19 protein-coding genes are annotated in these 21,414 nt (G+C 66.0%); 12 read left to right on the top strand and 7 right to left on the bottom strand.

The window, feature by feature from the left end; genetic code table 11:
• Positions 1-85: 85 nt before the first annotated feature.
• On the bottom strand, positions 86-1,435 hold the full coding sequence (locus tag DESTE_RS12120; RefSeq protein WP_035067903.1) for a TIGR03013 family XrtA/PEP-CTERM system glycosyltransferase: 1,350 nt from the start codon (positions 1,433-1,435) through the stop codon (positions 86-88).
• 120 nt (positions 1,436-1,555) lie between these two features.
• Complete coding sequence (locus DESTE_RS12125) at positions 1,556-2,677, bottom strand: glycosyltransferase family 4 protein (RefSeq protein ID WP_035067905.1); 1,122 nt, start codon at positions 2,675-2,677, stop codon at positions 1,556-1,558.
• A gap of 592 nt (positions 2,678-3,269) precedes the next feature.
• On the opposite strand from DESTE_RS12125, the gene DESTE_RS12130 reads away from it, so the two are divergent.
• The 3 genes from DESTE_RS12130 (at position 3,270) to DESTE_RS12140 (ending at position 6,486) form a co-directional block, all read left to right on the top strand.
• Positions 3,270-4,298 carry an NAD-dependent epimerase/dehydratase family protein gene (locus tag DESTE_RS12130; protein ID WP_035067906.1) on the top strand — a complete coding sequence of 343 codons (1,029 nt, stop codon included), beginning with the start codon at positions 3,270-3,272 and terminating at the stop codon, positions 4,296-4,298.
• 189 nt (positions 4,299-4,487) lie between these two features.
• Complete coding sequence (locus DESTE_RS12135; protein ID WP_035067907.1) at positions 4,488-4,856, top strand: ArsR/SmtB family transcription factor; 369 nt, start codon at positions 4,488-4,490, stop codon at positions 4,854-4,856.
• Between the two features lie 637 nt (positions 4,857-5,493).
• Positions 5,494-6,486: a permease gene (locus tag DESTE_RS12140; RefSeq protein ID WP_035067908.1), complete on the top strand. Its 993-nt coding sequence runs from the start codon at positions 5,494-5,496 to the stop codon at positions 6,484-6,486.
• 286 nt (positions 6,487-6,772) lie between these two features.
• Here DESTE_RS12140 and DESTE_RS12145 read toward each other — a convergent pair whose 3' ends face one another.
• Positions 6,773-7,333 (bottom strand): tetratricopeptide repeat protein, encoded by a 561-nt coding sequence (locus tag DESTE_RS12145; RefSeq protein ID WP_035067909.1) that lies wholly within the window; start codon positions 7,331-7,333, stop codon positions 6,773-6,775.
• A gap of 647 nt (positions 7,334-7,980) precedes the next feature.
• Here DESTE_RS12145 and flgB point away from each other — a divergent pair.
• The 7 genes from flgB (at position 7,981) to DESTE_RS12180 (ending at position 14,372) form a co-directional block, all read left to right on the top strand.
• Complete coding sequence (flgB, locus tag DESTE_RS12150) at positions 7,981-8,391, top strand: flagellar basal body rod protein FlgB (RefSeq protein ID WP_035067911.1); 411 nt, start codon at positions 7,981-7,983, stop codon at positions 8,389-8,391.
• Positions 8,391-8,828, top strand: coding sequence for a flagellar basal body rod protein FlgC (gene flgC, locus DESTE_RS12155; RefSeq protein ID WP_035067912.1), 438 nt, complete (start codon positions 8,391-8,393; stop codon positions 8,826-8,828). Before flgB ends, flgC begins: the two co-directional genes overlap by 1 nt.
• Positions 8,829-8,847: 19 nt before the next feature.
• Positions 8,848-9,180, top strand: coding sequence for a flagellar hook-basal body complex protein FliE (gene fliE / locus DESTE_RS12160; protein ID WP_035067915.1), 333 nt, complete (start codon positions 8,848-8,850; stop codon positions 9,178-9,180).
• 338 nt (positions 9,181-9,518) lie between these two features.
• Positions 9,519-11,138: a flagellar basal-body MS-ring/collar protein FliF gene (gene fliF / locus DESTE_RS12165; RefSeq protein ID WP_035067916.1), complete on the top strand. Its 1,620-nt coding sequence runs from the start codon at positions 9,519-9,521 to the stop codon at positions 11,136-11,138.
• The gene (gene fliG / locus DESTE_RS12170; protein ID WP_035067917.1) at positions 11,107-12,123 is read left to right on the top strand and encodes a flagellar motor switch protein FliG; all 1,017 of its coding nucleotides are present in this window, start codon (positions 11,107-11,109) and stop codon (positions 12,121-12,123) included. The genes fliF and fliG overlap by 32 nt, the downstream gene beginning before the upstream one ends.
• A complete protein-coding gene (locus tag DESTE_RS12175) occupies positions 12,110-12,874 on the top strand; it encodes a FliH/SctL family protein (RefSeq protein WP_035067918.1) in 765 nt (254 codons plus the stop codon). The genes fliG and DESTE_RS12175 overlap by 14 nt, the downstream gene beginning before the upstream one ends.
• Positions 12,875-12,998: 124 nt before the next feature.
• On the top strand, positions 12,999-14,372 hold the full coding sequence (locus DESTE_RS12180; RefSeq protein ID WP_035070278.1) for a FliI/YscN family ATPase: 1,374 nt from the start codon (positions 12,999-13,001) through the stop codon (positions 14,370-14,372).
• A 134-nt stretch (positions 14,373-14,506) separates the two neighbouring features.
• Here DESTE_RS12180 and DESTE_RS12185 read toward each other — a convergent pair whose 3' ends face one another.
• From DESTE_RS12185 to DESTE_RS12200, 4 genes are all read right to left on the bottom strand, one after another.
• Positions 14,507-16,441: an autotransporter outer membrane beta-barrel domain-containing protein gene (locus tag DESTE_RS12185; protein ID WP_035067920.1), complete on the bottom strand. Its 1,935-nt coding sequence runs from the start codon at positions 16,439-16,441 to the stop codon at positions 14,507-14,509.
• Positions 16,442-16,794: 353 nt separating this feature from the next.
• Entirely contained in the window at positions 16,795-17,493 is a 699-nt protein-coding gene (locus DESTE_RS12190) for a phosphatase PAP2 family protein (protein ID WP_035067921.1), read from the bottom strand.
• 84 nt (positions 17,494-17,577) lie between these two features.
• Complete coding sequence (locus tag DESTE_RS12195) at positions 17,578-18,480, bottom strand: M23 family metallopeptidase (protein ID WP_035067923.1); 903 nt, start codon at positions 18,478-18,480, stop codon at positions 17,578-17,580.
• A 145-nt stretch (positions 18,481-18,625) separates the two neighbouring features.
• A complete protein-coding gene (locus tag DESTE_RS12200; protein ID WP_035067925.1) occupies positions 18,626-19,372 on the bottom strand; it encodes a tRNA lysidine(34) synthetase in 747 nt (248 codons plus the stop codon).
• 605 nt (positions 19,373-19,977) lie between these two features.
• Between DESTE_RS12200 and rpoZ the strand changes: the two genes are divergently transcribed.
• Positions 19,978-20,205, top strand: a complete 228-nt coding sequence (gene rpoZ, locus DESTE_RS12205; protein WP_012613402.1) for a DNA-directed RNA polymerase subunit omega — start codon at positions 19,978-19,980, stop codon at positions 20,203-20,205.
• A 6-nt stretch (positions 20,206-20,211) separates the two neighbouring features.
• Positions 20,212-21,336 carry a molecular chaperone DnaJ gene (dnaJ, locus tag DESTE_RS12210; protein ID WP_035067927.1) on the top strand — a complete coding sequence of 375 codons (1,125 nt, stop codon included), beginning with the start codon at positions 20,212-20,214 and terminating at the stop codon, positions 21,334-21,336.
• The last annotated feature ends 78 nt before the right edge of the window (positions 21,337-21,414 follow it).

A 21,414-nucleotide genomic window follows, 5' to 3' on the forward strand; every position in this document is an offset into this window, starting at 1 on the left:
TGCATATCGTCAAGCAGGGCGGACAACCGAAAAAGGTCGGCCACCCATGGGTGGCCGACCTTTGGCGTATCGGGGAAAATGGCCTTTACCGCGCCCCCTTGGGAAACAGGATGACCCCCACGGTCTTGAGCACGATCTTCAGGTCCAGCAGGGGCGACATGTTCTTGATGTAGTACAGGTCGTACTCCAGCTTGTAGCGGGCGTCTTCTATGGAAGCGCCGTACGGGTAGCAGACCTGCGCCCAGCCGGTAACGCCCGGCTTCACGGTGTGGCGCACGTAGAAGTAGGGGATGACCTTTTCCAGTTCGCGCACGAACTGCATGCGTTCCGGGCGCGGGCCGATCAGCGACATGTCGCCGCGCAGCACGTTCCACAGCTGGGGCAGTTCGTCGATGCGCACCTTGCGGATGAACTTGCCCACCTTGGTCACGCGGGTGTCGCCCTTCTGCGCCCACACCGCGCCGTTCTTTTCCGCGTCCACGGTCATGGAGCGGAACTTCAGCACCGTGAATTCCTTTTCCTGCAGGCCCACGCGCTTCTGCCTGTAGATCACCGGGCCGGGCGATTCCAGCCGGATGACCATGGCGGCAATGGCCATGATCGGCAGGGTAAGCACCAGCAGCACGAAGGACGTCAGCACGTCGAACACCCGTTTCAGGCGTTGCATGGACCCCTGCGTGTTCAGGTTGAAGCCGTCTTCCATCAGCAGCCATTCGTCGCGGATGAGGCTGACGGGAATGCGCCCGGCCACGTGCTCGTACAGGGTGCGGATGTCCACCACCATCAGGCCGCCCAGCTTGGCGCGCAGCAGTTCGCGGGCGATGTCCTCGTCCAGCGGGGCGTCGGGCAGCATGACCAGCATGGTGGCGCCATGGCTGCGCGCGATGCCGATGGGGTCGTACGAGGGGCCAAGGCACGGCCCGGCGTCGGCGTCCATGTCGCCTTCGCCCACATAGCCCAGGATTTCGGCATGGGGCATGCTCTGCGCCAGCAGGTTGCGGACCTTGCCCGCGCGGTCCACGCCCACCAGCACCACCTTGTGCCGGCTCATGAAGCGCTTGCCGATGCGGTGCCACACCACTCGCCAGGTCAGGCACAGGGCCACCACCAGCACCAGCAGCAGCACGAAGGTGGCCCGGTCGAAGCGCCAGCTTTCGAACGAATAGAAGGTGAAGCCGGTGGCGATGACCCCCAGAACGGATGCCACTGCCACGCGGGCCACGGAATCGCGGAAGTCTTCCTCGCCCACCGAATAGCAGTCCAGCACGTAGAACGAGAGCAGGAAAAAGAAGGTGGTGAAGAACGAGGCGCCCGTGTAGTCCACGAGCACGCTGTATTCGTCGGGCAGCATGGTTTCGCCGACCACGTACAGCGCGATGAGGATGCACAGGGCATCCAGCAGGCGGAACAGGCCGTTACGGATATTGTCGTTCACGCATTCCTCCCGGAATGGATGGGAAATCTTTCGTCGCGTGGGGCTGTTGCGCCCTTGCTGACTACAGGGCTGTTTCCGGATTCGGACCTGACGGGCGAAAGGCCAATCTGGAGGCCGTACCTACGCCAGGCGCATCACCCGCAGAATATGCTCGCTCACCTTGTCGGCGTCGAATTCGGTCTCGGCCAGCCGTCGCCCGGCCTGCCCCATGCGGGCGATCAGGTTGCGGTCGGCGATGAACCGTTCCATGGCGGCGGCCAGCGCCTCCGGATCGCGCAGGGGCACCCGGAAGCCGTTCACGCCGTCCTCCACCACCTCGCGGCAGCCGGGGGCATCGGTGACCACGGCGGCGCGGCCCATGCTCATGCCTTCCATGACCGAGCAGGGGGTGCCTTCGCGCCACGAGGGCAGCACCACCACGCTTGCATCGGCAACGTACGGGCGCACGTCTCGGGTCTGCCCAAGATATTCGATGATTCCCTCGCGCGTCCAGCCTTCCACTTCAGAAAGGGGCACGCTGCCCGGTCCGGTTTCCGGCGGGCCAAGCACGCGAAAGCGGGCGTCGGGGTGTTTTGTCTTCAGCAGGCGCGCGGCCCCGGCGTATTCGCGCAGGCCCTTGGCCTCCAGCAGGCGGCCCACCAGCAGGAAGGTGGGCGGGTCCAGCACGGGTTCCGCCTGGGCAAAATGGTCCAGCGCCACCCCGGTGCCCCGGCACATGGCCACGGACGTTCCGTGCGGGATGATGTGATTGTCCTCGAACACCCGGCGGTCTTCCATGTTCTGGAAGAACACCGTGCGCACGCAGGCAAGGGCGACGCGGTAGAGCAGGGCGGCCACCCTGGTCAGCACGCGCTTGACCGGGGTATCCGCCTCGAACATGTAGCCAAGCCCGGTGATCATGGCGTAGCGGGCGGGCACGCGCGCCAGCGCAGCCGCCGTGGCCCCGTAGATGACCGGCTTGATGGTGAAGCAGAAGGCCGCGTCGGGCCGTTCCTGTCGGAAAAGCCGGTACAGCGCGGCAAAGGTGGACGCATCGCGCACGGGGTTCAACCCCTTGCGGTCCAGCGGGTAGCCCGCCACGCGGACGCCCATGGCTTCCAGCGCGGCGCGGCCTTCGGTGTCGGTATCGGCGTCGGGCACGATGCACAGCACCTCGTGCCCCAGCGCACGGAGCCTGCGGATGAGCATGCTCCAGAAATTGACCATGGCCCGGGCCTGATTGCCCAGAATGGCGACCTTCATCTGATGCCTCGCTGGCTGCGCGTCCGGTCGCGCCTGTTCTGTTGATCGTGCAGAAACGGCCGGACGCAGGTCCCGGCAGGGTGCCGGGGAAGTGTTGCTCCGCCCTTGGCGCACGCGGCGCGGGGGGCGGAAGAACGCGCACCTTGTAACAGGTGGGCAGCACGCTGAAAAGGGGGCGAAACGGCTGCCGCGCAGGCGGCGGAAGAAGGGGCTTTGCCCCGTGCGTCATCATCCTGCCGCCGGGTTTGTATCCTGCCAAACCCATACACGTTTCGTGCCGCGCTGCCGCCCCTTTACAGGGTGTGGCGTTGGGAGTAGAAGCGCGCACGTTGCGGTGGTGCGCGGCAATATCGTCTTCAAGGGCGCAGGCCTGTGGCGAAGAGTCGAAAGCCGTCCCGCTGCACTGTCGTATTTCCGCGCAGGCTGCGCCCCGCCGCACGGGCTGCGTCCCAGCGCACGGGCTGCGTCCCATCAAACGGGCTGCGCTCTGGCGCAACGCCGTCCGGCGCGCCATCCTTTGACGCGACATTCCGGCGCACGTACAATAGTCATTCCATCAGAAACCGCCACTCCCCAGGGAGGATGCACCATCATGAACCGTTATACCGCCCTGTTGCAGGAACTGGAAGCCGCCCCCCGCACCTGGCTTGTCACCGGGGTTGCCGGATTCATCGGCTCGAACCTGCTGGAAACACTGCTGCTGCACGGTCAGAAGGTGGTGGGGCTGGACAACTTCGCCACCGGATACCAGCGCAACCTGGACATGGTGCGCGAAATCGTGGGCGCGGACCTGTGGCGCAACTTCCGCTTCAAGGAAGGCGACATCCGCAACCTGGAGCACTGCCGCGAAGTGTGCGAAGGCGTGGACCACGTGCTGCACGAGGCCGCCCTGGGCTCCGTACCGCGCTCCATCGAAGACCCCATCCTGGCCAACGAAAGCAATATTTCGGGCTTCGTGAACATGATGGTGGCTGCCCGCGACGCCAAGGTGAAGACCTTCGTCTACGCCGCGTCCAGTTCCACCTACGGTGACGAACCCACGCTGCCCAAGGTCGAGGACAAGATCGGCAAGCCGCTGTCGCCCTACGCGGTGACCAAGTACGTCAACGAACTGTATGCCGACGTGTTCGCCACCTGCTACGGCATGAAGGCCATCGGCCTGCGCTACTTCAACGTGTTCGGCAAGCGGCAGGATCCCTTCGGCGCGTACGCCGCGGTCATCCCGCAGTGGTTCGCCTCGCTGCTGCGCGGCGAGACGGTGTTCATCAACGGCGATGGCGAAACCAGCCGCGACTTCTGCTACATCGACAACTGCGTGCAGGCCAATCTGCTGGCTGCCGTCGCCACCGACGAGGCGGCCCTGAACACGGTGTACAACGTGGCCTTTGGCGAACGCACCGATCTGAACCAGCTGTTCGACCTGATCCGCGAGGAAGTCAGCCGCCACAAGCCGGAAGCCGCCACGGCCAGGCCGGAGCATCGCGAATTCCGCTTCGGCGACGTGCGCCATTCGCTGGCCGACATCAGCCGCGCCCACACCCGGCTGGGCTACGAACCGGCCTACAGCGTGCGCCAGGGGCTGCGTCTGTCCGGCGACTGGTACGCCGCCAACCTGAAGTAGCGTCGCGCGCGGGCTGCCGCCGCGTTGCCTGCACGATCCCACTGCCCGTTCCGCCCCGCCGCAGATCCTGCGGCGGGGCGTTTGCGTTTGACGGGCCGGGTACGGCATCCGGTACTGGCGACCAGTTCCGTTGGTCGGGCATGAGGGCGGGGCTTGCCAAGTCCGGCCCGGAGGAGTATTTGGCGAAACATGCAAATGATCGCACCCCAACGGACAGCCGCCCATCGTCGGCTCATTGAGGCGCAGGCCGAGATATTCAAGGCGCTGGGCCACCCCAGCCGCCTGCTGATGGTCGAGGAACTGACGCGCGGCGAACGTTGTGTGTGCGAGTTGCAGGCGCTGGTGGGTTCGGACGTCTCCACGGTGTCCAAGCACCTGTCCATCCTGAAGGGGGCGGGCGTGGTGCGCGACGAAAAGCGCGGGGCCAACGTCTACTATTCGCTGGCGCTGGGGTGCGTGCGCTCCTTCCTGGAATGCACGGGGCGTCACATCGACCAGGCCGCCCAGGATTTGTCCCAGGATCTGGCCCGGCTGGCGGCTCTGCGCACCGGCGACTAGCTGGCCGCTCGCGGGCCGGTGCGTAGCCGGTTGTCGCGCGGTACCGCTGGCGGGCGTACGCGCGTGTTTTTTTGTGGAAGTAATTGCATATTACGCCAAATGAGCAATTGATGGCCGCCGTGATGCGGCTTGCCATCAAGCGGATGGAAGTGCGACGATGACCAACGGAAACGGCAACGGTGGCACGGGTACGGGGACATTCACAGCCCCCGGGGATACGCAGGCGGCCAGGCCAGCCGGCAATTTGACGGAGAGGCAGGACGGACAGGAAGCACGCCCCGGCACAACGGGCGGCGCATCCGGATGCGCCTGCATGACGGCCAAGAGCGCGACGCCCCCCGGTACCCCCGGCGCCCATGCGTCCGCGTTGCGGCCTTTGCAGCCCTTTGCCGCGCAGGGGTCACCCACCAACGGCGGCTGCGGGTGCGCCTCCACGCCGGGCCAGCAGGGGCAGCCTGGCCGGGCAGGTTCCTCACCGGCGCCCCTGGCATCCCTGACGCCTCTGTCCCCTCTCTCCGGCGGAGAGTCCCCTGCCGGTGGCGGCTGCGCCTGTTCCGCATCGTCCACCGCCACCGGGCCGTCTCCGGCCCTTTCGCCGGAGCAGGAGCGTGCCGGACTGCGGCGTCGCCTTGCCATCATGACCGTGTGTCTGGTGGCATGGTGGGCCGTGTACCTGAACCTGCCCGCCGCCGCGCGAGCGCTGACCTATGGCCTGCTGGGCCTGACCCCGTCCACGCACTTGGGCGAGGCGGTGGAATTCTTCCTGTACGACACGCCCAAGGTGCTCATGCTGCTTTCGCTGGTGGTGTTCGGCATCGGGATGGTGCGGTCGTTCTTCACGCCGCAGCGCACCCGCCGCCTGCTGGCCGGGCGCAGCGAGGCCGTGGGCAACGTGCTGGCCGCCCTGCTGGGCACGGTCACCCCGTTCTGCTCCTGTTCGGCGGTGCCGTTGTTCATCGGCTTTGTCTCGGCGGGTATCCCGTTGGGGGTGACCTTTTCGTTCCTGGTGTCCGCGCCCATGATCAACGAGATCGCCGTGGTCATGCTGTACGGCCTGCTGGGCTGGAAGGTGGCGGTCCTGTACGCGGGCACGGGCCTGGCCATCGCCATCCTGTCCGGCTGGGTCATCGGGCGGCTGGGCATGGAGGGCCACATCGAAGGCTGGGTGCTGCAGGTGCGGGCCGATGCCGAGCAGATGCACGAGGCGGACTTGTCCTGGTCCGGGCGCATCGACTACGGGGTGCAGGCCATGCGCGACATCGTGGGCAAGGTCTGGCCGTGGGTGGTGCTGGGCATTGCGGTGGGCGCGGGCATCCACGGGTACGTGCCGGAAGGCTTCATGGCCTCCATCATGGGCCGGGGGGCATGGTGGGCCGTGCCGCTGGCCGTGTCCATCGGCATTCCCATGTATTCCAACGCGGCGGGCATGATTCCCGTGGTGCAGGCTTTGTTGGGCAAGGGGGCCGCGCTGGGCACGGTGCTGGCCTTCATGATGGCCGTCATCGCCCTGTCCCTGCCGGAGGCGGTGATGCTGCGCCGCGTGCTGAGGCCCCGGCTGGTGGCCGTGTTCTTCGGCGTGGTGGGGGCGGGCATCATGCTGGTGGGGTATCTGTTCAACGCCCTGGTCTGAGCTTGCGCGTTCCGGCGTCCTGATATGATCCGGCCGCATCCAGGGGGCCTGGGAAGATCGGGGCGGTGCCCACCGGGGCGGAAAAACGTTGACGGGCGCATGGCACTCCCCCGGGGAAGTGCCATGCGCCCGTACTGCGTTTCCGCTCCCTTCGCCGTCCGAGCGTTGGCAGAATGACGGCGAAAGGTGATTTTCCGGCCCCTAGCGCCAGCATCGGGGCCGGAAAATCGTATGGGGAGGGGAGTATCTTGCCGGGGCGTGCCGCGCGGGGCGGCCAGCGCTTCGGCTACCCGAGAAGGGCGTACATCTCGCGGGCGTCGGCGTGGTCGGGCGCGCGGTCGAGAATGGTCTCGAGTTCGGCCCGCGCCTCGTCCTTGCGGCCAAGGGAGATCAGGCACCCGGCCAGCGAGAAGCGTACGTTGTCCTTGTCGGGGGAAAGTTCCAGGAAGGCCCGCAGGTGGGCCACCACTTCGTCGATGCGGCCAAGGTGGTAGCCAAGGCGCAGCAGGCCGTTCATGGCCACCAGGTTGCCGGGGTTCATGCCCAGCGCGGCCACGAAGTGGTCGAATGCCTCGGCGTGCTCTCCGGTTTCCATTTCCACCAGGCCCATGCCCGCCAGCGACTTGTCGGTGGCTTCGATGTTGGAGGCCTTGCGGTACAGCACCAGGGCGGCTTCAAGGTTGCCGCGCTGCACGGCGATGGTGGCGAGCCCGAGGTACGGGTCCGGATGCACGCCGTTGCTGCCGGCGGCCTTGCGGTAGTACTCCTCGGCCTTTTCCAGGTCACCCATGAAAAGGTAGCACTCGCCCAGTTCCTTGTTGATTTCGTAATCGAGATGGTTGCTCATGTTCTCCCCTCCATGCCGTAGGGCATTTCGCTTCTGGGTCGCCCCACGCTGCGCGGGACGGACGCCTTTGCGGCGCCAGAGCAGTTCGCCTGTCGGTTTCGCGAACGCTCACGGGAAAGCTGTGCCCATGTCCTTCGCTTAGCACTATGCGTGCCATTGCTGGCTGCGAAGTATTCGTGGGCGCAACGAGCATAGCAATCCGTATGCCAATTCATTTTGACGGTGTGGTATGGCGTTGGCAACCTATGAATATATAAGTTGTATTTGTAATCGTTAAGCAGGGGGCACCCACACCGCGCCAAACCCCGGCATGCTCGGGACGCCGTCTGCCCGGGCACAAAGCGCCGGTTTGCCGTCCCCCACCGCCCTCTTGCCCGGCACGGGGGGGCAAATCCTGCCGCATGGCGGCATGTGCCGCCTGACACCGACGCCGTCCGAGCATCCACGTGAGGATCGGGCGGCGTCGTCATTCCGGCGGACACGGTGCGGGCGAAATGACATTTTTTCAATGTAACTATGTGAAATTCAAAATATTCATTGCGCTGGAACACCTCTTGCTGAACCGGGGGTGCATCCACGGGCCGCACCGGCGGCCACCACCCCCTGCGCGGCGCACTCCCCAGGGGCGAAAAGGGGAGGAATCCCGCATGAAAAGCCTTTACGAACCGCATGTGAACCTTGTCGGCAAGGTCATGGACATGCAGATCCAGCGTCAGAATGTCGTCATGAGCAACATCGCCAACGTCCGGACGCCCGGCTACAAGCCGCGCGAACTGGAGTTCGAAAAGCAGTTGCAGGCGGCGCTGGGGCTGGACGCCAAGGGGCGGATGACCCGCACCGAGCAGAACCACCTGCCCTCCGAGTTCAGCGCCGACGGTTTCAACGCCGACTGGGAAAAGGCGGCCAAGCCGCGCATCATCCACGGCGAAGACCGCGTGAACCTGGACAAGGAAATGGCCAAGATGGCCAAGAACTCCCTGCATTACACCGCCCTCTCCACCGTCATTCGCGGCAACCTTGAGGGCGTCAAGAACATCATACAGGAAGGGCAGAAGTAATGGACTTCATGACCGCCATCGACATCGGCGCCTCCGCACTCAATGCGGAGCGCACGAACATGAACATCATTTCGATGAACCTGGCCAACGTGAAGACCACCCGCACCGAGCAGGGCGGTCCCTACCGGCGCAAGACCACCATCATGGCGGCCCAGGACATCGACGATCCTTTCTCCAAGCACATGAAAGGCGCCCTGGACCGCGAGCTGAAGGGCGTGCGCGTGATGCACGTGGCCACCGACTCGCGCCCCCTCAAGCGCGTGTACGAACCCGGCCACCCCGATGCGGACCAGGAAGGCTTCGTCTCCTACCCGGACATCAACGTGGTGGAGGAAATGGCCAGCCTGATGACCGCCCAGCGCGGCTACGAGGCCAACGTGACCACCATCGACACCGTGAAGGCCATGTACACCAAGGCCCTCGAAATCAGCCGCTAGGCAGCGGGGAGACAAGGCCATGAGCATTCAGGCAGTAGGGCTGAAGGCGTACTCCAACGCCCTCGGCAACTTCATGAAGGCCGAACAGGCCACCCGCGCCACCGCCGCACCCACGGCCTCGGGCATTCAGGCCAAGTCGTTCACCAACACGCTCTCCGAGTCGCTGACCAAGGTCAACGACATGCAGACCGAAAAGGCCAACATGATCGAGGCCTTCGCCTCGGGCGAAACCCAGAACGTGCACGAACTGATGATCACCCTGCAGAAGGCCGGGCTTGCCGTGAACATGACCTCCGCCGTGCGGAACAAGGTCATGGAGGCGTACAAGGAACTCAGTCGCATCCAATTCTAGGGCATTCGGCCCTTCCCGCCGCTGCCATCGTCATCCGGCGCGGTTCATTCGGTCACGCACGGAAGAGTGCGCTCCCTTCATGAACCGCTTGGCTTCCTCGGCAGACAACGGGAATCATCCGAATGCCCCGGCGTGAGAGGGCCCTTCGCCGCAGAACGGAAATCCGGCAGATCGGGGCGCCCGGCAGGCGACGGGAATCATCCGAATGCCCGGCGCGCGGTGCCCCGGCGGAGAACGGAAATCCGAGTACTCCACGCACCAGACTCCAGCCCACCGCATCACGCATTGCATAGCAGTCCAGAGACCACTCGCCAGAGACGACCCCGGAGGAAGAACACATGGCTCCCGCTCTCGCAGACGTCATCCAGAAGGCCAAGGGCTTCTGGGAACGCATCTCCATCTCGCAGCGCATCTTCATTGCCGGTCTGGCCGTGGCGGTGGTGGCCGTGTTCTTCGGCCTGGTGTTCTGGATCAACCGGCCCGACTACCGGGTGCTGTACTCCAACCTGACGCCCGAGGACGCCAGCCGCGTGGTCAAGATGCTGCAGGCCGACAAGGTGGCCTACAAGCTGGAGAGCGGCGGGTCTTCCATCACCGTGCCCGCCGACAAGGTGTACGACCTGCGGCTGAAGGTGGCCGGTGAAGGCAACCTGGTGGGCCAGGGCATCGGTTTCGAGATTTTCGACCAGGTCAAGGTGGGCCAGACAGACTTCGTCCAGAAGATCAACTACCAGCGTGCCCTGCAGGGCGAACTTTCGCGCACCATCTCGGAATTTCCCAACGTCGAAAGCGCGCGGGTGCATCTGGTCATTCCGCACCGCAGCCTGTTCATCGAAGAGCAGCAGAAGCCGTCCGTCTCGGTGGTGCTGAAGCTGCGCGACACCTCCAAGAAGCTTGAGCCCAAGGACGTGCAGGCCATCGTCAACCTGGTGGTCATGGCCGTGGAAGGGCTGGACAAGTACAAGGTGTCCATCGCCGACACCACCGGCAAGATCCTGTACGCCCCCGACGAGGACGGCAGCATCAACGGCATGACCACCACCCAGCTCGACCACAAGCTGCGCATGCAGCAGACCCTTGAGCGGCGCATAGAAGAACTGCTCTACCCGGTGCTGGGCGCGGGCAAGATCATCGCCAAGGTCAACGCCGACCTCGACTTCAGCCAGCGCACCATCCGCAAGGAACTGTACGACCCGGAAAAGACCGTGGTGCGCAGCGAACAGCGCAGCGAAGAATCGCAGCGCGGCCGCTCCAACCTCGAGGCCGGGTCTCCCGACGCCAACTTCCGGGGCGATTCGCCCACGGGCGGCGCGTCCACCCAGGAAGGCAACCGCGAAACCCGCACCACCAACTACGAGATCAACAAGGAAGAGCAGAACATCGTGGCCCAGGTGGGGGATATCTCTCGCCTGACCGTTGCGGTGATCGTGGACGGCACGTATGAGAAGGGAGCGGACGGCCAGTGGACCTTCGTGCCGCGCAAGGACGAAGATGTCGAACGCATCCGCCAGTTGGTGGCCAATGCCGTGGGGTACGACCGCGCGCGCGGCGACACCATCGAGGTAAGCAGCATTTCGTTCGGCGGGCCGGACGTGCCGCAGGAATCGAGCCTGGCCCAACTGGTCATGGATTACGCCCTGCGCCTTGGCAAGCCGCTGCTCAACGCCCTGCTGGTCTTCCTGTTCCTGGTGCTGGTGGTGCGCCCGGTGGTGCTCGCCATGATCCGTCCCCGCGTGGAGGGAGAGATGATCGAAGGGTTGGAAGGTCTGCCCGAAGGTGAAGAGCGCCTTGCGCTCATCGAGGGCGACGAGGAAGTGGACGCGCTGGACGCGTTGAAGAAGATCGAAGACATCAAGGCTCACGCCCTGCAGATGGCCGAACAGAACATGGATCAGGCCGTGAGCATCATCAGGAGCTGGTTGAAGCATGGCGACGGATCAAAGGTTGGAGCAGCTTAAGGGGCCGCAGAAGACGGCGATCCTGCTTCTCGCCCTGGGCGACAAGTTTACCGCCGAAGTCTTCAAGCGCATGGAGCGGCAGGAAATCGCCGCCGTCTCCAAGGCCATCGTGGAACTGGACACCGTGCCCAAGGAACTGGTGGAGGAAGTCCTGCGCGAATTCCACCATGCCCTGGTCACCGGTCAGGACATGATCGCCGGTGGCGCGGAAGCCGTGAAGCGCATGCTCATGAAGAACCTGGACAGCGAGACCGCCAAGTACATCATGGACTCGCTGAACCTCGACTCCGGCCCCGCGCCCTTCCGCGAACTGGGCAACGTCAGCCCGCGCCTGCTGTCCCAGATCCTGCGCAACGAACACCCGCAGACCCTGGCGCTTATCCTGGGGCACATGCACCCGGAAAAGGCCGCAGAGCTTCTGACCAGCCTGCCCGCTGGCGTGCGACCCGAAGTGCTCATGCGCCTTGCCCGCCTGGAAGCCGTGCCCGAAGACATGCTGATGGAAGTGGACAAGGTGCTGCAAAGCCAGCTCATCGCCATGGGCGGCAAGGAAGGCAAGAAGGTGGGCGGCGTGCCCTCCGTGGCCGAAATCCTCAACGCCGTGGACCGCGCCACCGAAGAGGAAGTGCTGGCCGAAATCGAGGAAGAATCCTCGCAGATGGCCGAAGACATCCGCAACCTCATGTTCGTGTTCGAGGACGTGAAGGCCCTGGACGACCGGGGCATCCGCGAACTGCTCAAGGAAATCTCCAACGAGGACCTCACCATGGCCCTGCGCGGCGCCTCCGAGGACCTGCGCGAGAAGTTCTTCAAGAACATGTCGGAACGCGCGGCCACCATGATCCGCGAAGACCTCGAAATCATGGGCCCCACGCGCCTGTCCGACGTGGAAGGCGCACAGCAGAACGTCGTGAAGACGGTGCGCAGACTGGAAACCGAGGGCCGCATCATCGTGGGCCGCGGAGGCGGAGATGTCTTCGTCTGATTCCGGCAAGCCGGAACGGTGGGGCACCATCTTCATGGGGCCCACCCCCTTTGCCGAAACCACCCTGACCGGCATGGAGGGCGCCAACCCGCGCCCGCTGTGGGACGAGTCCACCGAAGAGGAATACATGGCGCGCGTGCGCGCCAAGGCGGAAGCCAGGGCGCGCGAGGTGCTGGACAAGGCCGCCGACGTGCTGGCCCAGGCCCGCGCCGAGGCCGAGGAACTGCGTGCCGCCGCCCACGAGCAGGGCCGTAACGACGGCTATGCCGAGGGCATGACCCAGGCCCAGCACGAACTGGACGAGTTTCGCGCGGCCATGGGGGAATCGGTGTCTGCCGTGCTTTCCGCCATCCAGGGCCAGTGCTCGTCCATTTTTGCCGCGTGGCGCGGCGATCTGGTGGACCTGATGCGCACGGCGGTGGAACGCAGCGTGGGCCTGGTGGTGGACGCGGAGCGCGCCGCCGTGCTGGAGACGCTGTTCGTGAAGTCGGTGCAGGCGCTGGAGCAGCGCCGTACCCTGACCGTGCGCGTGAACCCCGAGGACGAACCGGCCGTGTCCGACATCATCGCCGCCACCAAGGACCGCTTTCCCGGTCTGGAGGCCTGGAGCGTGCGGGGCGACGCGGGCATCGGCCCCGGCGGCATGGTGGTGGAAAGCCGCGACGGCATGGTGGACAACACCATCGAAACCCGTCGCCGGATCATCGAGGACGTGCTGGCCGGGCTGACCCTGCCCGAGGATCGCCCATGATTTCGTTCATGATCCCGCTCATGATTTCGCCCGCGACCTCGCCCGTGCCCCTGTCTGCACCCCTGCCCGTGCCATTGTTCGGGGATCGCCCGTGAGCCCTGTGGAAGGCCCGCACGACAGCCGCCTGTCCGGGCTTGATCCCGCCGCCTGCCAGCGCCTGCTGGGCGAGGTTCAGGCCATGCAGACCTACGGCAAGGTCACCAAGGTGGTGGGCCTGGTTGCCGAAGGCTGCGGCATAAAGGCCCCGTTGGGCGCGGTGTGCCACATGCTGCCCGAAGGGTGCGAGTCCGGGTTTCCCGGCGCTGCCGGACGGCAGGGGGGCGCGCCGGACCCCGCCATATGCGAAGGTATTGCCGCAGAGGTGGTGGGCTTTCGCGACGGCAACCTGCTGTTCATGCCGTATGGCGACCTGCGCGGCATCCGCCCCGGCAGCCTCATCCGCAACACCAGCCTGCCCCCCGTCTTTCCCGTAGGCGACGCCCTGCTGGGCCGCGCCTTCGACGCCTTTGGCGCGCCGCTGGACAGCGGCAGCCACGTGGTCACCACCGGCGTGGCCCCCCTGTACGCCTCCCCCCCCAATCCGCTGGCCCGGCCCCGCATTTCCGACCCGCTTGACGTGGGCGTGCGGGTCATCAACAGCCTGCTTACCCTGGGCAAGGGGCAGCGCGTGGGCATCATGGCCGGCTCGGGCGTCGGCAAATCGACGCTCATGGGCATGATGGCCCGGTACACCGTGGCCGACGTGAACGTCATCGGCCTCATCGGCGAACGCGGCCGCGAGGTGGTGGAGTTCATGGAAAAGGACCTGGGGCCGGAAGGCATGGCCCGGTCCGTGGTCATCGTGGCCACGTCCGACCAGTCGCCCCTGGTGCGCATGCGCGCCGCCTATGCCGCCACCGCCGTGGCCGAACATTTCCGCGACCAGGGCAAGGACGTGCTGCTGATGATGGATTCGGTGACGCGTTTCGCCATGGCCGCGCGCGAGGTGGGGCTGGCCGTGGGCGAGCCGCCCACCACAAAGGGCTACACCCCCACCGTGTTCGCCCAGTTGCCCAAGCTGCTGGAGCGCGCGGGCCGCAGCGAAAAGGGCACCATCACCGGCATCTACACCGTGCTGGTGGACGGCGACGACTTCAACGAACCCATCGCCGACGCGGTGCGCTCCATTCTGGACGGGCACATCGTGCTCACCCGCGATCTGGCCGACATGGGCCATTTTCCCGCCATCGACGTGCTGCGCTCCATCAGCCGGTTGCGCAGCGACATCTGCGCCAAGAACGTGGTGGACGCGGGCCGCGTGATCACCCGGCACCTGGCCACCTTCCGCAAGGCCGAGGACATGATCAACATCGGGGCCTACGCGCAGGGCAGCAACCCGGACATCGACAAGGCCATCGCCATGAACGGCCCCATCAACGCCTTTCTGCGCCAGGACGTGACCGATGCCGCGCCGCTGGCCGATTCGTTCGCGCAGTTGCAAGGGTTGGCCGCCGGGTAGGGGTGTGTTTTCCGAAAAGAAGGCGGGCGGGACAGCAATGTCCCGCCCTTTCGCATTTCTGGCGTATCGTGTGTGCCGGTCATGGCCTGCGCCGTGCCTCGAACGGTTGGTGTCGTGAGGAGTGGACGGGGCGGTCAACTTTCGTCGGGCGTCTGCTCTGCGTCATCTCCCGCGGTCTTGTCGCCTTGCAGGTCGTCAATGACCCTGTACGCGCCAAGGGCCAGTCGGACCCTGGTGTCGGACGGAACGGAAATGGTGGTGGTGATGCTGTCGCCATGGACATAGTTGCCCGCCATGCCGCGGTGGGCGGGGCTGTAGTGCTGGGATACCCGCACGGCGTCGGCCCCGTCGCCGGGGTCCACCCCAAGGAGCACCGTGCCCTTGCCCGCCATGTGGACCTGCGTTGCGTCATCGCCGTCGCCGGTGCGCACCTCCACGCTGGCAACGCCCGTGCCGATGAAGTGCGCCTGTATGCCGTCGTTGCCGCTGCCGGTGTCGATGACGGCCCGGGCGGCCCCCACCCCAGTCCACGAGGCGTTCACCGCGTCGTCGCCGCTGCCGGTATCGATGACGAAGCTGCCCCGCCCCAGGAAGCGTCCCGCGTCCGCCTGGTCGGCCAGGGTGTCGCCAAGCCTGTCCACCTCGCGTACCAGGTTGCGCATCATCTGGTTGTCCAGGTCGGCAAGGATCGCCCCCGACCAGTCCGAATTCACGGTGTCGTCGCCGTTGCCCGTGCGCAGCCGGATGTCCTGGCCTTCCCCCCTGAACCACAAGGCGTTCACGGTGTCGTCGCCGTCGCCGGTGTCGATGTTCAGCAGACCGTAGCCCGAAAACCAGCGGATGTTCAGGGTGTCGTTGCCATCGCCGGTATTGATGCCGGTGATGCCCGGCACGCCGAGGCCGCCGAGGTTGATGGTGTCGTCGCCGCTGCCCGCGTCCACTGAAAGCTGGCCCCCGAACACGGTGTCGATGTCGAGGGTGTCATTGCCGTCGCCGGTGTCCATGCGCGCCTGAACCGCGCCCCCCACCATCACCCGCAGCGCATCGTCGCCATCGCCGGTGCGGACGTCCAGTTGCGCCTGGCCAAGCAGCGCCGTGCCCTTGACGGTGTCGTTGCCGCTGCCGGTGTCCACACGCAGTTGTCCTTGTTGGGACCCTAGGTATCCGAAGGACACGGTGTCGTCGCCGCCGCCGGTGTCGATGCGGGTCTGTCCGCCGTAGTTGGCGCTGCCGCGTACGGTGACGGCGTCGTTGCCGTCGCCGGTGACGATGTCCGCCTGTCCGCCCCTTGTGGCCAGTTCGCCGATGGTGACGGTGTCGTCGCCGCTGCCGGTGTTCACGCGGGCCTGCCCCGACCGGCCGAGATGCGCGGCGGTGATGGTGTCGTCGCCGTCTCCGGTGTCGATGGTCACGGTGTCCATGCCTTCCGGCAGGATGATGGTGTCGTTGCCGTCGCCGCCCGTGATGGACGTGGCGGCGCCCGCAAGGGCGACGATGGTGTCGTCGCCTGCCCCGCCGTTGAGGGCCAGGCCCGTCTCTGCCGCGCGGATGGCGATGATGACGTCGTCGCCTGCGGTTTCGCTGCCCTCTGTGTATTCGCGCAAGTGCGCCGCGCCGTTTTCGTCGGTGGTGATCAGGACGTTGGTGGAGATGAAGTACCCCTGCTCCGCTTCGCTTGCGCCGATGCGGACAAGGTAGCCGGATCGCGCGTCCGTGGGCCGGGAGGAATCGGGGGACTGCCCCGGTTGCCCGGAGGCGCTTCCGTAGCGTTCCAGAGAAACGAGCAGTCCCGAGGCCGTGGTGAAGGACACCAGCACGCCGCCTGTCCGCCCTTGCAATTCTTCGGGCGTGGCGGCAACGATGGCAAGGGGCGCGGGGGGCTGCGGGGCTGCCGGAGCGGCTGCCCGGATGTAGCGCCACATGGCCTGCGAGGACAGGTTGACGGTGTCGGACTCGTCCTGCCCGCCCGGATGTTCCGGCGATTGCGTGGTGTCGCGCGGGACTGCGGGAACAAGCTCCTCGATGCGCGTCGCGGCAGGTAACGGAACAAGTTCGGGCACGGCGGCCATGGCGCTCTCCTTTCCCTGCTTTTGCCGACGGCCTTCAGTAGCCGCCGCATGGGCTTTGTGGGGAGTGTGATCCTTGCCGTATGTGTCGGAGCGTTACGGAAAATCTTTATGGCAAAATGTAAGACTGTATTGAGTGCGCCGCTGCGGGATAATGCGGAGTCGCTGCATCCACAATGTGGCGGACCAGTGCATGTGATGGCAGGGGGCAGGGCGGAAACAATGGCATTGCATGGCGACGTGCCGCGCGCGCATGACAAGGCGGCCCCGAAATGATTTCAGGGCCGCCACATTTGTCCGGGGGCAGAGGGGGTAGCTGGGGCGCCCCAGGCGTATAGGCAGGGCGGATTCGAGTCCTAGCGCCGCCCCGTGGCCAGCCGCCACGCCCACACCGCCGCGCATCCTGCCAGCAGTCCCACCAGCCAGCCGCCCAGCACGTCGGACGGGTAGTGCTTGCCAAGGTACAGGCGGGAATATCCCACCACCAGCGGCAGCAGGAAGGCCAGGTACAGGAAGCGGGAGGGGGGGCGGTTGGCTGCCGTGTCCGGGGCGCTGGCGGCGCCCGGCGCAGGAGGCGTTCCGCCTTTGCGCCGGGCGGCGCAGGCCGCGCCAAGGCCCGGCAGCATGGCGCACAGGGCCACGGCCACGGCCATGGTGTTGGCCGCGTGGGCCGAGACGAAGGAATCGCCCTTGTTCTTGCGCTGCGTGAAGTCCGTGGGGTTCTGCCGCCATTCCCCTCCGTCGCGATAGTGGACCAGCGGCAGGGCCTTCAACGGGCGGACCCGGTCCGTGGCTTTCTTGAACACGTTGCTTGTGGCGTCGGCCAGCCCTGCGGCAATGCCCACCACCAGCAGCAGGGCCAGCAGCGGCCGCACCCCGGCCTTGCCGGTACGGACCAGGTACAGGGCCGCGCAGGCGGCGATGACCACCCACAGCAGCAGGGTGCTGGAGACGAGCGGCATCAGCAGGTCCAGCGCTGCGCTGCGCCAGTCCACGTTGACGCGCAGCAGCCACTCGATGTCCCATGTGAAGGGCGTGTCGAAGATGTGCAGCATGGAGTGTGGGGGAAAGAGTGTGGGGTGAGTCGGGCGGGATACCGCAGCGACAACGTCAACGGGCTGTTTCTTTGGACGCGGCCCTTAGTTCAGGATGTAGCGCATGGGATTGACGCATACCCCGTTCAGGCGCACCTCGTAGTGCAGGTGCGGGCCGGTGCTGCGCCCGGAGGTGCCGATATAGCCGATCAGGTCGCCCCGGTTGATGGTCTGGCCTTCCTTCAGCACGAAACGCTGCATGTGCGCGTAGCGGGTGGAAAGCCCCCCGCCGTGCTGCAACACCACGCAGTTGCCGTAGGCGCCATCCACCCCGGCCAGGGTGACGGTGCCGCGCGCGGGCGCATAGATGGGCGTGCCGGGGCGGTTGATGACGTCGATGCCCTTGTGGAATTCGCCCTTGCCGGTGAAGGGCGAGACACGCATGCCGAAGGTGGAGGAAATGTAGCCGTCGGCGGGCCAGATGGAGGGGGTGGCGGCCAGCACCTCGCGGTTGTCGCGCAGGGCGCGCACCAGTTCCTGCTGGCGCACCTCTTCCAGCCGCACGTCGGTGGAAAGCTGCTGCAGGAAGCTGTGCATCTTGCGGGCCAGCAGTTCCTGGCGGTGCAGGGGCAGGTAGCTCTTGGAAAAATCTTCGGAACGCGCGCCGCCCATGGAGGCGGTTTCGCCAGCGTCCTTTTCCATGTTCATCATCAGGCGCAGCTTGGAGTCGAACTGCTGCACGCGCGAAAGGTCGGCCTGCAGGGTGCGCACCTTGCCCACCATGTTCAGCATCTGCCCGTTCTGCTCCTCCACCGTGCGCTCGGCCTCGGCCAGGCGGCGCTGCAAGGTCATGTTTTCGGAGTAGAAGCCCCATAGCCACACGTTCGCACCCGCCAGCGCCAGCACAAGGCTTGCCGCGACGAAGCCGAACCACCCGCGCATGCGCAGGTTGCGGTGGGCGCCGTCGCGCTCCTTGAGGATGACGATGTGGTACTTGCCGAGCAGCATGTGTCGGGTGCGATCCTGGGGTGGTATGGCGTTGAACGGGACTGGGGGGTGCGCGGCGCATGCCGTGACATGCTGCGACATGCCCTAACATGGCGGTGGGGTGGCGTGTCGTGGATGGGCGTAGAGCCTAACGCGTTGTCTAGCGTTATTGGTCCGACGGTGTCAACCCGAGCTGCCATCGGATCAACCCGTTGAAAATGTTTGCCTTTGCAAATTTGCTCCCCTTGCACAATTCCTTCACCTCGGCGGTCATCTCGCTGCGGCGCGAATCGAAGGCCGAAGGGCAGGGGTTGGACCACACGGGCAGGTTCCACTGCTTCACGGCACGGGCGATGACCGGTTTTTCCACCAGCATCATGGGGCGGATCACCATCAACCTGCCGCCGAAAAAGGCTTCCTTCATGGACATGCCGTCCACCCGGCCCGTCTGCACCAGGTTCATGAAGAAGGTGGTCACTAGGTCGTCGGCATTGTGGCCGAAGGCCAGGTGGGTCAATCCGTACTGCTTGCACAGTTCGAACAGCCGGGTGCGGCGCAGTTTGGCGCAGTAGAAGCAGGGGGAATTGCGCAGGTTGGCGGGCGAATGGGCCACCGGGCCGTGGTCGGTGACCTCGATGTGCGAGGCCACGCCGTTGGCGCGCAGCCAGGGCAGCAGCGGGGCGTGGTTGTGCGGGTCGAAGCCGGGGTTCACGTGCAGCGCCATGATCTCGAACCTGAAGGGCACGATGCGCTGGCGCAGCTTCAGCACCTGCAACAGCACCCAACTGTCCATGCCGCCGGAAACGGCCACGCCGATGCGCGCGCCGGGGTGGATCATGGCGGTCTGCTGCATCAGCTTGCCTGCGGCGGTGACGCACTGCTTCTGGGCGTAGGACAGTTTTTCGCGGGGCATGGAATTCTCCGTACGTCGGGATGGCGGGGCGGGTGGTGCGCCTGCGGCACGGGCGGCATGTTGCGGCAAGGCATGACGCAGGCGGATGCCGACCGGCGCGGGGCGGAACACGGACCGCCGGGCCGCCCCCCGATACCCCGGTGCGGGGGCGGAAGCAACCGCTGACACCGCCGTATCGCCTGTTCGTCCTGCTCCGCTCGTTTCGGCTGGCCGCCCGGTTCTCGCCCGGTTCGCCCGGTTCTCGCCTGGTTCGCCCGGTTCTCGCCTGGTTCGCCCGGCCCGTCCTTTCCACCCGGCCAGCGAGGGCACGGCAGGCGCGGTTCGGGTATCCATCAGTAATAAAAGGGCACATGTCGGCGTCATGCCTTGCGCCACGACATGCTTGACGCGTCTTGACAGGGCGGGTATGTTGCACAGCTTGGCGTAATGCGTCCGCATGCCGCCAGTGTGCCGCCCCCTATGTCGCCCATGTGCCCCAATGCCGGAAGTTCACCGCCGCCCGCCGGAATTCGCGCGGGGGGCTGGACAACCGGCCTTGCCGCATTACCTGAAAGAGGCGTTGCGCGCCCGTGCCGCACGCCCAATCCTTTCCGCAAGGAGCTCCCATGGCCCGCATTACCGTTGAAGACTGCCAGGAACGCGTCGACAACCGCTTCCTTCTCGTGCAGATGGCCATCAAGCGCGTGCATCAGTACCGCGAAGGGTACGAGGCCCTGGTCGATTCGCGCAACAAGGAAGTGGTCACCGCCCTGCGCGAAATCGCCGCGGGCAAGGTGCTGCCCGATGAAGAGGCGCGTTACGTGGAGACCGAGGAAGACTTTCGGGCCGAATAGCCAGCCATGAGCCAGCGTGACTATTACGAGGTGCTCGGCGTAGCCCGGGACGCGTCGGAGGACGAGATCAAGCGGCAGTATCGCAAGCTTGCGCTCCAGTACCATCCCGACCGCAACCCGGACAATCCCGAGGCCGAACAGATGTTCAAGGAGGCCGCCGAGGCCTATGACGTGCTGCGCGACGCCGACAAGCGGGCGCGGTACGACCGTTTCGGACACGCGGGCCTCAACGGCAACGGCGGCGGCCACGGTTTTGCCAACGCCGACGACGTGTTCGCGCATTTCAGCGACATCTTCGGCGATCTCTTCGGCTTTGCCACCGGCTCGTCGCGCATGCGCGGTCCGCGTCCCCAGGCCGGGGCAGATATGCGCTACAACCTGTCCATCTCCTTCCGGCAGGCCGCCAAGGGCGACGAAGTCACCCTGCGCCTGCCCAAGAAGGTGACCTGCGACGAGTGCAACGGTTCCGGCGCGGCTGCGGGCACCAAGCCCGAAACCTGCCGCCACTGCGGCGGCAGCGGGCAGATCCGCCAGAGCCAGGGCTTTTTCCAGATCGCCGTGCCCTGTCCCGTGTGCCGGGGCGAAGGCCAGGTCATTCCCACCCCCTGCCCCAAGTGCAAGGGGTCGGGCATCCTCCAGCAGGTGCGCGAACTGTCCGTGCGCATTCCCGCCGGGGTGGACACCGGCAACCGCCTGCGCCTGCGCGGCGAGGGTGAACCGGGCCTGCACGGCGGCCCCCCCGGCGACCTGTACGTGGTCGTCAGCGTGGAGCAGGACAAGACCTTCCGCCGGCAGGGCCAGGATCTGGTGATCACCCACGAGGTCAGCTTCGTGCAGGCCGCCCTGGGTGACCGCATCGAGGTGCCGACCCTGGACGACCCGGTGACCCTGGATATCCCCAAGGGCACCCAGAGCGGCGAGGTGTTCCGCCTGACCGACCAGGGCCTGCCCTACCTCGGGCACCACCAGAAGGGCGACCTGCTGGTGGAGGTGCGCGTGCTGACGCCCGTGAGCCTGACCAAGAAGCAGGAAGAACTGCTGCGCGAGTTCGCCAAGCTGGAAGAAGGCAAGCCCTTCGAGAAGGTCAAGAAGGTGGCGCGCAAGATCGGCAAGGCCATGGGCATGGAATAGGGGGTTGCAGGCGCAGGCCCGCTTCCGTTTCGCCTTCTGACGCACAGCCCGATTTCTGGCCTGCATGCGCACTGCAGC

It is taken from the genome of Nitratidesulfovibrio termitidis HI1 (assembly GCF_000504305.1).
Taxonomy (GTDB): domain Bacteria; phylum Desulfobacterota; class Desulfovibrionia; order Desulfovibrionales; family Desulfovibrionaceae; genus Cupidesulfovibrio; species Cupidesulfovibrio termitidis.